A 13,215-nucleotide genomic window follows, 5' to 3' on the forward strand; every position below is an offset into this window, starting at 1 on the left:
GCGCTACACCTCCCCTTCCAATTGTTCCAGCAGGGCGCGGATGGTCTCCATCTGACCGGGGGTGGGCTCCATCCCCTTCACGTCCCTGTAAAAGGCCGCAAACCGCTCGTCGGTGGGCCGGTCGTCCTGGGGCGTGAGATCGGGCAGATCCTCCCCCTGCGCCCGCGCCTCCAATTTGACCCCCAACAAGTTGGGGTAGAGCGCCCGCAGCCGGCTCACCGCCCCGTAGACCAACTCGTTGTCGGCGATGACAGCGTAGAGGTAGTCCTCCCCCGGGGGGTGGAGGGCGCCGGCTGCCAGCTCTTCAAAGCTGCCCCGCACCACCGCCAAATCCCGGCGGACGGGCAACCGCTCCTCCTGCACCGAAACAGCGCCGGCGGCATCGATCTCCACCACCGCCACCGCCTTTCTCTGCCCCTGTTCCGAGAGGGAGTACTTGAGCAGCGACCCGCTGTACCGGGCCGTCTCCCGCCCGCAGGTCTGGGGGGCGTGCAGGTGCCCCAGGCAGGCGTAGTCAAACCCCCGCAGGGCAGAGGCGGCCACCAGGTCGCCGGTCCCCACCGAGAGCTCGGAGTCGCTGCGCACCAGCTCCTCTCCCCCGGCAAAAAAGCCGTGGGCCACCAGCACGTTGGGCCCGGCGGGGAGGGGCGTCCCCTCTAGCAGCGCCCGGTAGGCGTCGGTGTAGGTGGGGTACTCCCCCTCCGGCAGCAGCCGCCGCAGCTGATAGCGGTCGGTAAAGGGGGCCAGGGTGAAGGTGACGGCGACCCCGTCGCGGCCGGTGAGCGGCACCTGTGCCAGGGGCAGGGTACAACTCCCCTCCACAAAATAGCCCTCGCTGCGCACCAGGCGGTTGGCAAAGGAGAGGCGCTGGGGGCTGTCGTGGTTGCCGGCGATGGCCAGTACCTTCACCCCCATCCCCACCGCGGCGCTGACAAAGTCGTCAAAGGCGGTGACGGCGGCGGCCGGGGGTACCGAGCGGTCGTACACGTCCCCAGCGATGACCAGGGCGTCCGCCCTCTCCCGCCGCAACAGCTCCAGCAAACCGTTCATGGCAAAAATCTGGTCTTCCAGCAGGGAGAATTCTCCCAGCACCTTTCCCAGATGCCAGTCGGCAGTGTGGACAAACTTCACGCGCGCATCCCCCTATCCGGCAAAGACCAGCTGCACCAGCACCATGTAGAGGGCGGTCCCCCCCAGAATGCTGATGAGGTTGTTTTTCTTCCACAGGTGCAGCCCCACCACCGCGGCCCCCGCCAGCAGTTCCGGCAGGCCGTAGGGGTAGGTCAGCAGGCTGACCCCCCGCAGGCAGTAGACCACCAAAATGGCCATGATGGCCGGGGGCAGCACCCGGCCCAGATAGTTGACCCAGCGGGGGGTTCCCCCCTTAAAAAACCAGAAGGGTGCCGCCCGGGTCAAAAAGGTCACCGCCCCTACGACGGCAATCATCGCCACTGCGCGAAATGCGCTCACTGCTCCCCCTCCTCTCCCAGTTTTTTCACGATCGGCCGCGCAAAGGCCAGCAGTCCCAACACCGCCAGCAGCAGGGCGGGGATCAAAAACCGGTCTGGCCCCAGCAGGAGCAGACAGGCCAGGGCGCACCCTGCCCCCCAGAGGGCGGGAAAGCGGCTCTTGTAGGCCTGCCACTGCTCGACGGCGATGACGATGAAGAGGGCGGTCATGGCAAAGTCGATGCCGGTGGTGTCAAAGGGGAGCAGCCCTCCCACCACCGTGCCCAATACCGCCCCGGCAATCCAGTAGAGCTCGTCCAACAGGGCGATGGCAAAGAAAAACTGCCCCTGCTCCACCCCCTCTGGCGCCCGCTGGGAGCAGAGGAGGGAATAGGTCTCGTCGGTGAGGGAGTAGATCATATACCACCGTTTTTTCCCCATTTTGCGAAAGCGCTCGGTGAAGGAGAGGCCGTAAAAGAGATGGCGGAAGTTCACCGCCAGGGTCATCAGCGCCACCTGCACCAGGGAAAAGCCACCCCCCAGAAAGTTGAGCATCACAAACTGCATCGATCCGGCGTAGACCGCCACACTCATCCCCGCCGCCCAGAGGGGGCCGTACCCCTCCTGGCGCAGCAGTACCCCAAAGGCAAGCCCTACAAACAGGTATCCCAGCAGCACCGGCACCGTGACCGGAAAGGCCGCGCGAAAGGCTTTTTTCAACTGTCCTCTCCCCTCTTTTCAAACATCCTGTCCCACCCGGGGCGTCAGCGCCCCAGGGTGTGTTCCAAAACGATCTTGACGCCGATGCCCACCAGCAGCCAGCCCCCCACCACCTGGGCCCAGCGCCCCAGCAGACAGCCGAAGCGGTGGCCCAGATAGACCCCGACAAAGCAGCACAGAAAGGTGCAGCAGCCGATGACGGCCGCCGCCTGCCAGATATTCGCCCCGATGCAGGAGAGGCTGACCCCCAGGGCCAGCGCGTCGATGCTGGTGGCCACGGCCTGGCCCAGGAGCAGCCGCCCGGTGAGCCTGCGAGGGCGGGAGAGGGGCTCGATCTCCTCCCTCCGAGCCTCCCAGACCATCCTCCCCCCCAACAGCGCCAGCAGCGCCAGGGCCACCCAGTGGTCAAACCGGTGGATGTAGCCGCTGAAGGTGTAGCCGGCAAAAAAGCCCAGCAGCGGCATCGCCGCTTGGGCCAGGCCAAAGGCCGCGCCGCAGGCCAGGGCGCAGGGGAGCGGCCGCCCCCTGTGCGTCAGCCCGTTGGAGACCGAGACGGCAAAGGCATCCATCGCCATCCCCAACCCCAGCAAAACCATGGTGACAAAATCCACGCGCTCTTCCCCCCGCACGATACCACAAGTACAGTGGCAGTTGGCCATTGGGCAGAGAGCGAACGGCGTTTGCACATCTGCCTGGCCATTATACCGCTATTTGTATGCGCTCGGCAACCGCTTTACCTCTCTCTGTTCACCGGGGGGTGGATTTTCCATGCCAAATCCTCTATAATGAAGACGGTTTGGGACCGTCCTCCCTGTGCCCAACCCCGATTCGCCGCTAAAGGAGTTTTTTGCCATGATTATTGAACCGAAAATCCGCGGGTTTATCTGCACCACCGCCCACCCCGCCGGGTGCCGCGAAAACGTGCGGGAACAGATCGCGTACATCCGCTCCCAGCCCAAGACCGAGGGGGGCAAAAAGGCCCTCGTCATCGGCAGTTCCACCGGGTATGGTCTTGCCACCCGCATCGCCCTGGCCTATTCCTGTGGGGCCGCCACCCTGGGGGTGCAGTTTGAAAAGCCCGCTGCAGGCAAGCGCACCGCCTCCGCCGGGTGGTACAACACCGCCGCCTTTGAGGCGTTTGCCGCCGCCGACGGCCTCTACGCCAAAACCGTCAACGGCGACGCCTACTCCCAGCAGTGCAAGGACGAGGTCATCGCCAAGATCAAGGCCGATCTGGGCCAGGTGGACGTGGTGATCTACAGTCTGGCCGCCCCCCGGCGCACCCTCAAAGACGGGACCACCGTCTCCTCGGTGCTCAAGACCACCGGCAGCGACTACACCAACAAGACCATCGATTTGAAAGAGCGCACCCTCTCTGACATCACCATCCCCCAGGCCAGCGAGGAGGAGATCGCCCACACCGTGGCCGTCATGGGCGGCGAGGACTGGGAGGACTGGATGCTGGCCCTGCAGGACGCAGGGGTCCTGGCCGAGGGGGCGGTGAGCGCCGCCTACTCCTACATCGGGCCGGAACTGACCCATCCCATGTACAAAGACGGCTCCATTGGCCGGGCCAAGGATCACCTCTTTGCCACCGCCGCCAAGCTGGCCCAAGAGATTCCCGGCCTGCGCAGCTACCTGTCGGTCAACAAGGCCCTGGTGACCCAGTCCAGCGCCGCCATCCCCATCGTCCCTCTCTACATCTCCCTGCTCTACAAGGTGATGAAGGAGAAGGGGCTGCACGAGGGCTGTATCCAGCAGATGTACCGGTTGGTACACGACCGGCTCTACGCCGAGCCCACCCCGGTGGACGGGGAGGGCCGCATCCGCCTGGACGACTGGGAGATGAGAGACGAAGTCCAAGCCGAGATCGCCCGCATCTGGGAGGGGCTGAGCGACGAAAACCTGGAGCAGTACGCCGACATCGACGGCTACTGGAAAGACTTCTACCAGATGTTCGGCTTTGACCTGCCCGGCGTCGACTACCAAGCGGACGTCGACCCCGCCGTGAAGATCCCCAGCATCGACGAATAGTGTTGGAGCGGGCGGACTGCCGCCCGCTCTTTTTTTGTGAGAGAGGAGGAGCCAATGCTGCGCATCGGGGTCTTTTCCGACCCGCACGCCAACCTGCCCGCCCTGAAAGCCGCCCTCGCCTATCTGGAGGGGACGGGGTGCCGCGAATTTCTCTGCTGCGGCGACCTGGTGGGGATCGGCCCCTGGCCCCAGGAGGTGGCCGCCCTACTGCAGAGCCGGGGGGACATCCACTGTCTGGCAGGCAACCACGACCGCTACTTTGACCGCTGCCTCGCCCCGCCCTATCCCCCCCGGATGGAGGAGGGGGAGGCCGCCCACCACCGCTGGGTACACGGCGCCCTCTCCCCCACCACCCAAAAGTGGCTGCGGGAGCGCCCCCTCTCTTTGACCCTGCGGCGGGAGGAGGTCCGCATCAGCGCCCTCCACTACCCGCTGGACGCGGCAGGCGAGTTTGCCCCACCCCGCCCGGCCCCCACCGCTGGGGACTGCCGCGCCCTCTTTGGCCATCTGCCCGGGCAGGTGGTTCTCTGCGGGCACGATCACGCCGGTTTCGCGGTGGCAGACGGGGCCCGCCTCTTCCTCAATCCCGGCTCCCTGGGCTGCCCCCACGGCCTGGGCGGCATTGCCCGCTGCGGGGTGCTCACCCTGGACCGGGGCCGCTGGCAATGGCAGGCCGCCGCACCCACCTACGACTTGCATCTGGTGCGGGCTGCCTTTGCCCGCCGCCGGGTGCCGGAGGGGCCCGCCCTGCTGCGGGCCTTCTACGGGCCCGCCCACCCTCCTTTTTAACAGAACGCGCCCGCAAAAATCTCTGCGGGCGCGTTTTCGCTTTTATTCCTCCCCTTGCAGGTGGGCCAAAACGGGGGCCAACTCCCCCCCATCCGTCTGGTGCACCGCGGCGCCCAACAGGTCCCGCCTCGCCAAGCGGATAAGCCCCCTGTGCACCAGCCCCAAAGCGGCAAATTCAAAGTCCCCCGGCAGCCAGAAGGCGGCGGCGTCCCCCGCGGGGATATTTTGCTTTTTGAGGGCGTCCAGGTCCACCTCTTTCCGGGGGGTGAGCCCACAGAAGCAGGCAACCACCTCTTTGTCCGCCAGCTGGACCGCCCGCTTTTTCACCCCAGAGGCACAGCTCCAACAGCCGGCGTAGACTCCGCCCACCAGTACCAGGGTCTCTGCCCCGGCCAACTCTGCGGGGCGCACCCGGCTCCACTCCGCGGCGGGGCAGTGCAGCCCCTGGGCCAGCCACTCGGCGTACCGGCGGGAACTGCCATAGTGGGAGCGATAGGCGACCAAAACCGTCCTTGTCATCTCTCCATCTCCTCCAATCGGTTGCAGAGGGCCAACAGCAGCCGGTTGACCGCCGCCAGCTCCTCCGGGGCAGCGCCAGCAAAGAGCCGCTCGACAAAGGCCGCGTCCCTCTCCTGCCGGCGCGCCTGGTAGTCGGCCAGCTGCTGGGTAGGCGTCACCCGCAACGCCCGGCGGTCCCCCTCGTCCCGCACCAGGGCGACAAAGCCCTTTTTCTCCAATTTCAGGGCCAGCTGCTTGACATTTTGGCGGGAGCTCCCCATCTGCTCTGCCAGCTGGCTCAAGGTCGGGGGCCCCTCAAAAAAGGTGGTGAGGCAGAGCAGCAGATACCACTGCTTGGCTGTCAGTTCCCCCAGGTAGCGGTCTCCCACCGTCTCCAACCGGTTGCTGGCCGCAAAGAGCAGCCCAAAGGCCAGATAGCGCCGGTCTATCCCCTCCAACTTCTCCGTTCTCTGCACAGCGATTCCCCCAAATAAGTAATATATTACTTATTTGAGTATACCTTCTCTTTTCCCCCCTGTCAACCGCCCGCCGATCGCAAGACAGCCGCCCTCCCCCAAAGGGGAAGGCGGCTGTCCCTTTTGCATTGGTGGTGATCCAGTCAGTTTTGGTAGAAGGCCACCATTTCCTGCAGCAGGGCGTAGAGCTTTTCCTTGTCGGCGGACATGGCCACGTCCACGTTGGGCTCTTTTTTCCAGCGGTTTGGCAGGTCCACCACCGTCTGCCCCTCGGTGAGGCTGCCCCGCACCTCGCAGGTGGCAAAATAGGGCTCGGTGCGGATGACTTCGGGACAGTAGACGGCGGCAATGGCCAGCGCGTCGTGGAGGATGATGCCGCTCTCCCGCCCCTCTCTGGCCTTCTGGGCCCGGGTGTACTCCCAAATACCCCGCAGCAGCGGCGCAATCGCGCAGTCGGGAGCCAGCAGCCGGTCCATCTCCTCCGCGGTGAAAAAGGTCTGGCGGGTGGCGTCCAGCCCCACCATGGTGATGGGGATACCGCTCTTAAAGACCACGTCGCAGGCGTGGGGGTCGACCCAGATGTTGAACTCCGCGTAGGGGGTGGAGTTGCCCACCCCCCAGGCCCCGCCCATCATGGTGATGCGCTTGATCAGGGGCTTGATGTCGGGGTATTTCAGCAATGTGATGGCGATGTTGGTCAGGGGGCCGATGGCGGCGATCTCCAGTTCGCCCTTCTGGGCCACCGCCTCCCGGTAGATCACGTCCCAGGCGGGGTCCTCTTCAAAGGTGCAGCGGGGGGCGGGCAGTTCCACCCCGCCCAGCCCGTTTTCGCCGTGGGTGGCGGGGTTGACCACCCGCTCTTTGATCATGGGGCGGTCGGCCCCCTTGCCCACCGGCGCGCCCAGGTCCAGGTAGTCGTTCAGGGCCAAGGCGTTGGGGGCGGTGTGCTCCAGTCCCACGTTGCCCGAGACCGGGGTCAGGGCGCGGATGTCCAGCCGGCCGCTGGATTTGGCCAGGGCAATGGCAAAGGCGTCGTCGGTGCCGGGGTCACAGTCGATGATGACGGGGATTTTCTTCACAGCAATCTCTCCCTTTTGATCTGTTTAGGCGGCCGGGGCCGCGCGTATTTCCTCATTCTAGGGCAGCCGCCGCAGCGCCGCCAACAGCCGGTGTGCAAAGGCCTCGCGGTCCACCTCCACCCCCACCAGGGCGTTGCAGGGGCAGCCGGTCCTGGCGCCGCCCGCATCCACCACCGTGGCGCCGCGGGTAGAGCGGCCGCAGAGGTCCGCTTCCAGATGGGCGGGCAGAGACTTCACCAGCGCCTCGTCCAGTGCCCAGGCCGCCGCCAGGGGGTCGTGCAGGGCGCAGCCGGGCGCGCCCTCGTAAAAGGAGGCGTAGTGGACAAACATCTCCCAGGCAAACCGGCCCGCCCGGGTGCCGCAGTCCCGCCAGGCCTCCCGCTCCGCCGCGGTGGCATAGGCCTTGTAGGTGACGTCCAGCCCCGCCAGCTTGATGGGGATGCCGGCGGAAAAGACGATCTGCGCCGCCTCCGGATCGCGGCCGATGTTGGCCTCGGCCACCGGGGAAAAATTCCCCCGGCACCAGGCCGCGCCCCCCATCAGCACCAGCTGCCCGATCTTCCCTTTCAGGTGGGGGTAGCACAGCAAAAAGGTCGCCAAGTTGGTCATGGCGGCCACCGCCACCACGGTGACCTTTTCTGTGCTCTCCTCAATCAGCCGGGCCATCAGCTCCACCGCCCGGCAGGGTTCCGGTTGCCGCACGGGGTCGGGGATGGACACATCTCCCAGTCCGTTTTCCCCGTGGATCGCCCCCTTGCCGGAGGGGGAGAACTGCCCCAGCAGCGGTTTTTTTGCCCCCAGCGCCACCGGGATGTCCTCCCGCCCGCACAGCTGCAAAATTGCCAGGGTGTTGCGGGCCACCTGCGCCAGGGGGACGCTCCCCTCCATGGCGGTGATCCCCAACAGCCTGGCCCGCGGCTCCCCCAGCAGGTAGAGCAGGGCCAGCGCGTCGTCAATGCCGGTGTCCACATCCAGTAAAATGGGGATTGGCCGCCCCTCTTGGCCCCTCATTTCAGCTTCTCGCAGGCGGCGGCCAACAGGTCGATAAAGGCCTCTCTATCCAAATCCATCGCCACCTGGACATTGGGGGCCTTGCCGGTGACCCCCCGCAGGTCGCAGACGGTGCAACCCTGGGTGTGCTCCCCTTCGATGTCCACCGTCACGTGGCAGTCGCGCAGGGTGAGCACCTGGGGGGCCACCACCGCTGCCACCGCCACTGCGTCGTGCATCGGCACCTCCAGCCAGTCGGTGCCCGGCAGGGTCCGATCTTTAAAGAAGTCCATCAAGCTGGCCACCAGCCGCCCGCCCCGGGTGTCGATGGCGTGAAAGCGGGCCAGGTCGTCCAGGGTGGGACGGGCCTTGTTGGTGGCGTCCAACCCGCACATGGTGATGGGGATGCCCGCGTCAAAGACGATGCGGGCGGCCTCGGCGTCCTCCCAGATATTGAACTCGGCGGTGGGGGTCCAGTTTCCCCCCACCGCTGCGCCCCCCATCAGGCAGATGCGGGCGATCTTCTGGTGCAGCTCGGGGTTTGCCAGCAGAAAGATGGCGATGTTGGTCAGGGGGCCCATCCCCACCAGCACCGTCTTCTCCTCGCAGCCGCGCACCTTTTCGGCCATGAAGTCCCAGGCGTTTTGCTCCACCGGCGCATGGGTGATGGGCGGGAAGACCGGGCCGTCCAACCCGCTCTCGCCGTGCACGCTGTCGGCGATCTCCAACCTTCGCATCAGGGGGCGAGCAGCCCCCTGGCAGACCGGCACATCGGCCCGGCCGACCCACTCCAGCACCCGAATGGCGTTTCGCGAGGTGTTTTGCAGGGTGCTGTTGCCGGCCACCACCGTCATCCCCCGCACCTCCACCAGGTCACTTGACAGGGCCAGCACCATGGCCATGGCATCGTCGTGCCCCGGGTCCCCGTCCAACAAAACTGGTATCTTCTCTGTCGTTTTCACCGCTTCAAACTCCTCCCCTGTGCGGCGCAAAAGGGCGTCGCTTGTCTCCTTTAGTATACAGGAAAAATCCCCCTGACGCAACGCCATCCCGCAGGGGAGGACCCCCTCTTTTTTCGCCTTTGCTTCCCACCCCTCCGGCGCAAAAAAGGGGGAGAACACCAAAAGAGATCCCTTCTCCGTCCCGGCGGGCATATCCCTTTCACCCTGGCCGTATAGATAAAACAGTGCAAAACTTTGGCAGCGATGGAGTGGATGATATGAAGTGTTATGTATTTCGCCTGAAAAAGCGGATGCTCGTGATCCCCTTGGCGGTGCTGGCGGCCATCGGCATCTGCGTCGCCGCCTTTGCCAGGCGGGGTGGGACAGAGGAGTCCCGCCTCTTTCCCAGCGAGTATGGGCTGGGCGCCGAGACCCTGGCAAACGCCGTTCCCCAGTCGGAAAGCGGGCAGAAGGTGGCCTACCTGACCTTTGACGACGGCCCTTCGGAAGAGACCGAAAAGATTCTCGACGCCCTCAAAGAGAGGGACGTCAAGGCCACCTTCTTCGTTCTGGGCACAGAGCTTGAGAAGCGGCCCGATACCTACAAGCGGATTGTGGGCGAGGGCCATGTGCTGGGGCTCCACTCCTTTTCCCACGAGTACAAGGAGATCTACGCCTCCCCCGAGTCCTTCTGGAACGACCTCGACAAATTGCAGAAGGCGGTGACCACCCTCACCGGCCAGCCCAGCACTGCCTACCGCTTTCCCGGCGGCAGTTCCAACACAGTGTACCGGCGCTACAGCAAGGTCAGCGGCCTGATGGACACCCTCATTTCCCAGCTGTCGGAAAAGGGGCTCTCCTACTACGACTGGACCGTCTCCGCCGAGGACGCGGTGGGAAGCAAAAAGAGCGCCGACTACATCGTGAACAAGGTAGTCAAAGAGGCCCTCAAGCAGGACTGCCCGGTGATCCTGATGCACGACGGCCCCGGCCACAAGGCCACCGCCGAGGCCATCCCCCGCATCGTCGATGAACTGCAAAAGGAGGGGTACTCTTTCGCCACCCTCTCCGACTCCGTCACCTGCCACCACAGCCGCGGCAAGTGACCCCTGCGGCTTTTTCCCCTGTGCAATCCGACAGGCGGGCCTTGCGGCCCGCCTGTTTTCGTGGTATTTTGTACGGTAGACAAAACAGAGGAGGACAAGCTGTGGCGCAGAGAGAAAAGACAGAGCCGGTGGAACTGACCAACATGGTGATGGTCTACGACCCCCAGCACAACCGGGCGGTGGTCCAGCGCCGGGTCAAGAGCTGGAAGGGGGTCACCTTTCCCGGCGGGCATGTGGAGCCGGAGGAGAGTTTGGTGGACGCGGCCGTGCGGGAGGTGAGAGAGGAGACCGGCCTTGAAATCTCGCAGCTGGAGCCCTGCGGCATCATCCACTGGAGCACCGGGCACGGCCGGCCCCGCTACCTGGTCTTTCTCTACAAGACCTGCCACTATCAGGGGCAGCTGCTCGCCGCCACCGACGAGGGGGCGGTCTGGTGGCAGGAGTTGGATACCCTGCCCCAGCTCGATCTCTGCAAAAATTTCGAGCACTATCTCCCCCTCTTTTTGGAGGACGGGCACTGCGAGGTCTACGGCACCGGGATCGAGGCCGACGGCAGCCGCCGCATCGCCTACAAATAGGGGGCCAGAACACCCCTTCGGGGGGATAGAAACCGTTTTTTTCACTCCGTTTTGGGCCGTGCGCTCCACTCGGGCGAAAAAAACGGCTAAATTTGTCCACACACAGCCAGTATTTACAAATTGTCCATTGCCAAAGGCGGTGGGCCGTTGTAAACTGATACTATTCCAGAGCAGCCGTCCCGGCTGCTCTGTCCATCGGGTGGTGTTTCCTTGTTCGGCTATGTCAAGCCCTTTCAGCCCTATCTCCGCGTCTGCGAGTTGGACACCTACAAGTCCCTCTACTGCGGGCTCTGCCGCCAGCTGGGAGCCAGTTTCGGCCCCTTTTCACGGCTGACCCTCAGCTATGACTTTGTCTTTCTCGCCCTCCTTTTCACCGGCCTTTCGGAAGAGGGGCCCCAGTACGGCCGCTGCCGCTGCATGGCCAACCCCCTCAAAAAAAAGGCCTGCTGCCTTGAAAACGAGGGGCTGCGCTTCTCCGCCGGGTGCGCCATGATCATGGCCTACTACAAGGCCAAGGACAACCTGCACGACCACGGCTTGAAAGACCGGCTGCTCTCCGCCCTCTCCTATCCCTTTTTGGCCCGGGCGCGAAAAAAGGCCGCCCGCCAGTACGGGGAAATCGACGCCATCATGGCCGAGGCCATGGCCGGCCAGCGCCGGATCGAGGAAGAGGGCTGCGACAGCATCGACCGGGCGGCCGATCCGTCCGGCACCTTTTTGCGCCGGGTATTCGAGCAGGTGGCCCGCACCGACGGGCAGCGGCGCATCCTCTCGCGCATGGGCTATCTCCTGGGCCGCTGGATCTACATGATGGACGCCTTTGACGATCTGGAAAGCGACCTCAAACGGGGAAACTACAACCCTCTCATCGGCCGGTACGGGCTGCGCCGGGGGGACGATTATAATCGGACAGACATCGGCCAAGATATTGTGGAGATGCTCAACTTCACCATCAGCGAATTTTCCGCCGGCTACCAGCTGCTGGACCTGTATCACTACAAGCCCATTTTAGACAACATCGTCTTTCTGGGGTTTAAAAATACCCAAGCCAACGTTTTTACCAAATATAAAGGGGACGCATAATGGACGCATATCGAGTACTGGGGGTATCCCGTGACGCCAGCGATGAGGAGATCAAATCCGCCTACAAAAAGCTGGCTGCCAAATACCACCCGGACAACTATGTCAACAACCCGCTGGAGGACCTGGCCGCCGAGAAGATGAAGGAGATCAACGCCGCCTACGACGAGATCATCACCGACCGGCGCTCCGCCAAGCGCACCGGCAGCAGCGCCGGTTCCAGCGCGGGTTCGGCCGGCTCCCAGCGCCGCTATGGGGCCACCACCCAGTTCGGCGACGTGCGCAAGCTCATCGAGCAGGGGCGGATCGTCGAGGCCGAGGAAATTCTCGACGGGGTGCCCGGCGACGCCCGCAGCGCCGAGTGGTATTTCCTCAAGGGCTCTATCTTCTACAACCGCGCCTGGCTGGAAGATGCCCTCAAGTACTTTCAGCAGGCCCAGAGCATGGATCCCGGAAACCCCGAGTACGCCGCCGCCATCCGCCAGATCCAGAGCCAGCGGGGCGGCGCCATGTACGGCAACCCTTACGGGGGCGGCTACAACACCAACCCCAATGTGGGCGGCTGCTCGGCCTGTGACGTCTGCAACAGCCTCATCTGCGCCGACTGCTGCTGCGAGTGCATGGGCGGCGACCTGATTCGCTGCTGCTGACAATCTCTACAAACGCCTTTTAAGATTGCGGGGGGACCGTTGTGAAATCCAGAAGTTTTCGGGTGGCTCTGGGCGGGGTTCTGGGGGCGTTGAGCATTGTCATGCTCTTCTTCTCCGGCCTCTTCCCCTTTGCCTCCATCGCCCTGCCCGCCGTGGCGGGGGTGTTGTTCATGCCCATCGTGGTCGAGTCGGGCCGCCGGTGGGCCTTTTTCTGCTACCTGGGGGTGGCGGTGCTGGCGGTGCTTCTAGTGCCCGACAAGGAGGTGGTCTGCCTCTTTGTCTTCTACCTGGGATACTACCCCATCCTCAAATCCAAAATTGAGGAGTTCTCCCGCCGCTGGGTCCAATGGGGCTGCAAGCTTCTCCTCTTCAACGGGGCAATCCTTCTCGCCTACTACCTGATGCTCCACGTCTTCGGGCTGGCGGCGGTGGCCGACGAGTTCTCCACCTACACCGCCGGCTTCCTCGCGGTGCTGCTGGCGGTGGCCAATGTCACCAATGTCGTCTACGACATCGCCCTCACCCGAGTGATCTCCATGTACGTCCACTGGTTTCGCCCCAAGTTTCTGCGCCGCTTTTGACATTTGGCCTCTGCCTGCCGCGGGGGCTTTTTTGCGCCCATTTTGCAGGAAGGGGTTTCCCTTCCTGCAACTAAAAGGAGAAAACCCGGGAGCTTTCCTCTCCCCCTGAGCCCCCTTTCCCCCACCCCTTGCAGAGGGGGGAAAAGAACGTACCCTCCATTTCACTTTCTCTTTTTTCGGGGAGAAATCGCTCAAAAAGCAGCACGGATTTTGACTTTTTGCATAACATGGGGTATAATATCTTT

16 protein-coding genes are annotated in these 13,215 nt (G+C 64.1%); 7 read left to right on the forward strand and 9 right to left on the reverse strand.

The window, feature by feature from the left end:
- Nucleotides 1–3 precede the first annotated feature (3 nt).
- From HJY11_RS15655 to HJY11_RS07730, 4 genes are read right to left on the reverse strand one after another with little or no spacing between them, the layout of a single operon-like run.
- Nucleotides 4–1,131, reverse strand: coding sequence for an exonuclease SbcCD subunit D (locus tag HJY11_RS15655; protein ID WP_208075414.1), 1,128 nt, complete (start codon nt 1,129–1,131; stop codon nt 4–6).
- A gap of 12 nt (nt 1,132–1,143) precedes the next feature.
- Nucleotides 1,144–1,446: a branched-chain amino acid transporter permease gene (locus tag HJY11_RS07720; protein ID WP_208075520.1), complete on the reverse strand. Its 303-nt coding sequence runs from the start codon at nt 1,444–1,446 to the stop codon at nt 1,144–1,146.
- 20 nt (nt 1,447–1,466) lie between these two features.
- On the reverse strand, nt 1,467–2,168 hold the full coding sequence (locus HJY11_RS07725; RefSeq protein ID WP_208075415.1) for an AzlC family ABC transporter permease: 702 nt from the start codon (nt 2,166–2,168) through the stop codon (nt 1,467–1,469).
- Nucleotides 2,169–2,212: 44 nt separating this feature from the next.
- Nucleotides 2,213–2,779, reverse strand: coding sequence for a manganese efflux pump MntP (locus tag HJY11_RS07730; RefSeq protein ID WP_208075416.1), 567 nt, complete (start codon nt 2,777–2,779; stop codon nt 2,213–2,215).
- A 241-nt stretch (nt 2,780–3,020) separates the two neighbouring features.
- Between HJY11_RS07730 and fabV the strand changes: the two genes are divergently transcribed.
- Both fabV and HJY11_RS07740 read left to right on the forward strand, forming a co-directional pair.
- Entirely contained in the window at nt 3,021–4,202 is a 1,182-nt protein-coding gene (fabV, locus tag HJY11_RS07735) for an enoyl-ACP reductase FabV (RefSeq protein ID WP_208075417.1), read from the forward strand.
- A 54-nt stretch (nt 4,203–4,256) separates the two neighbouring features.
- Nucleotides 4,257–4,991 carry a metallophosphoesterase family protein gene (locus HJY11_RS07740; RefSeq protein WP_208075418.1) on the forward strand — a complete coding sequence of 245 codons (735 nt, stop codon included), beginning with the start codon at nt 4,257–4,259 and terminating at the stop codon, nt 4,989–4,991.
- A 42-nt stretch (nt 4,992–5,033) separates the two neighbouring features.
- Here the strand turns inward: HJY11_RS07740 and HJY11_RS07745 are convergent, their stop codons facing one another.
- From HJY11_RS07745 to HJY11_RS07765, 5 genes are all read right to left on the reverse strand, one after another.
- Nucleotides 5,034–5,510, reverse strand: coding sequence for a flavodoxin domain-containing protein (locus HJY11_RS07745; RefSeq protein WP_208075419.1), 477 nt, complete (start codon nt 5,508–5,510; stop codon nt 5,034–5,036).
- Entirely contained in the window at nt 5,507–5,965 is a 459-nt protein-coding gene (locus HJY11_RS07750) for a MarR family transcriptional regulator (protein WP_208075420.1), read from the reverse strand. Before HJY11_RS07750 ends, HJY11_RS07745 begins: the two co-directional genes overlap by 4 nt.
- A gap of 143 nt (nt 5,966–6,108) precedes the next feature.
- Entirely contained in the window at nt 6,109–7,044 is a 936-nt protein-coding gene (locus HJY11_RS07755; RefSeq protein ID WP_208075421.1) for a nucleoside hydrolase, read from the reverse strand.
- Nucleotides 7,045–7,101: 57 nt separating this feature from the next.
- Nucleotides 7,102–8,055, reverse strand: coding sequence for a nucleoside hydrolase (locus HJY11_RS07760; RefSeq protein WP_208075422.1), 954 nt, complete (start codon nt 8,053–8,055; stop codon nt 7,102–7,104).
- On the reverse strand, nt 8,052–8,996 hold the full coding sequence (locus HJY11_RS07765) for a nucleoside hydrolase (RefSeq protein WP_208075423.1): 945 nt from the start codon (nt 8,994–8,996) through the stop codon (nt 8,052–8,054). Before HJY11_RS07765 ends, HJY11_RS07760 begins: the two co-directional genes overlap by 4 nt.
- A gap of 257 nt (nt 8,997–9,253) precedes the next feature.
- On the opposite strand from HJY11_RS07765, the gene HJY11_RS07770 reads away from it, so the two are divergent.
- The 5 genes from HJY11_RS07770 (at nt 9,254) to HJY11_RS07790 (ending at nt 12,970) form a co-directional block, all read left to right on the forward strand.
- Nucleotides 9,254–10,081, forward strand: coding sequence for a polysaccharide deacetylase family protein (locus HJY11_RS07770; protein ID WP_208075424.1), 828 nt, complete (start codon nt 9,254–9,256; stop codon nt 10,079–10,081).
- A gap of 101 nt (nt 10,082–10,182) precedes the next feature.
- On the forward strand, nt 10,183–10,659 hold the full coding sequence (locus HJY11_RS07775; protein WP_368041559.1) for an 8-oxo-dGTP diphosphatase: 477 nt from the start codon (nt 10,183–10,185) through the stop codon (nt 10,657–10,659).
- Nucleotides 10,660–10,869: 210 nt separating this feature from the next.
- Nucleotides 10,870–11,742 carry a DUF5685 family protein gene (locus HJY11_RS07780; protein WP_208075425.1) on the forward strand — a complete coding sequence of 291 codons (873 nt, stop codon included), beginning with the start codon at nt 10,870–10,872 and terminating at the stop codon, nt 11,740–11,742.
- Entirely contained in the window at nt 11,742–12,389 is a 648-nt protein-coding gene (locus HJY11_RS07785; protein WP_208075426.1) for a J domain-containing protein, read from the forward strand. Before HJY11_RS07780 ends, HJY11_RS07785 begins: the two co-directional genes overlap by 1 nt.
- A gap of 41 nt (nt 12,390–12,430) precedes the next feature.
- Nucleotides 12,431–12,970, forward strand: a complete 540-nt coding sequence (locus HJY11_RS07790) for a hypothetical protein (protein ID WP_208075427.1) — start codon at nt 12,431–12,433, stop codon at nt 12,968–12,970.
- The last annotated feature ends 245 nt before the right edge of the window (nt 12,971–13,215 follow it).

Origin of the sequence: Bittarella massiliensis (ex Durand et al. 2017) (genome assembly GCF_017566145.1) — a bacterium.
GTDB classification, from domain to species: domain Bacteria; phylum Bacillota; class Clostridia; order Oscillospirales; family Ruminococcaceae; genus Bittarella; species Bittarella massiliensis_A.

Coding starts and splice junctions, on each gene's coding strand:
- HJY11_RS07720 (WP_208075520.1), bottom strand. CDS start 1,446: ATGATTGCCGTCGTAGGGGCGGTGACCTTTTTGACCCGGGCGGCACCC.
- fabV (WP_208075417.1), top strand. CDS start 3,021: ATGATTATTGAACCGAAAATCCGCGGGTTTATCTGCACCACCGCCCAC.
- HJY11_RS07740 (WP_208075418.1), top strand. CDS start 4,257: ATGCTGCGCATCGGGGTCTTTTCCGACCCGCACGCCAACCTGCCCGCC.
- HJY11_RS07745 (WP_208075419.1), bottom strand. CDS start 5,510: ATGACAAGGACGGTTTTGGTCGCCTATCGCTCCCACTATGGCAGTTCC.
- HJY11_RS07760 (WP_208075422.1), bottom strand. CDS start 8,055: ATGAGGGGCCAAGAGGGGCGGCCAATCCCCATTTTACTGGATGTGGAC.
- HJY11_RS07770 (WP_208075424.1), top strand. CDS start 9,254: ATGAAGTGTTATGTATTTCGCCTGAAAAAGCGGATGCTCGTGATCCCC.
- HJY11_RS07785 (WP_208075426.1), top strand. CDS start 11,742: ATGGACGCATATCGAGTACTGGGGGTATCCCGTGACGCCAGCGATGAG.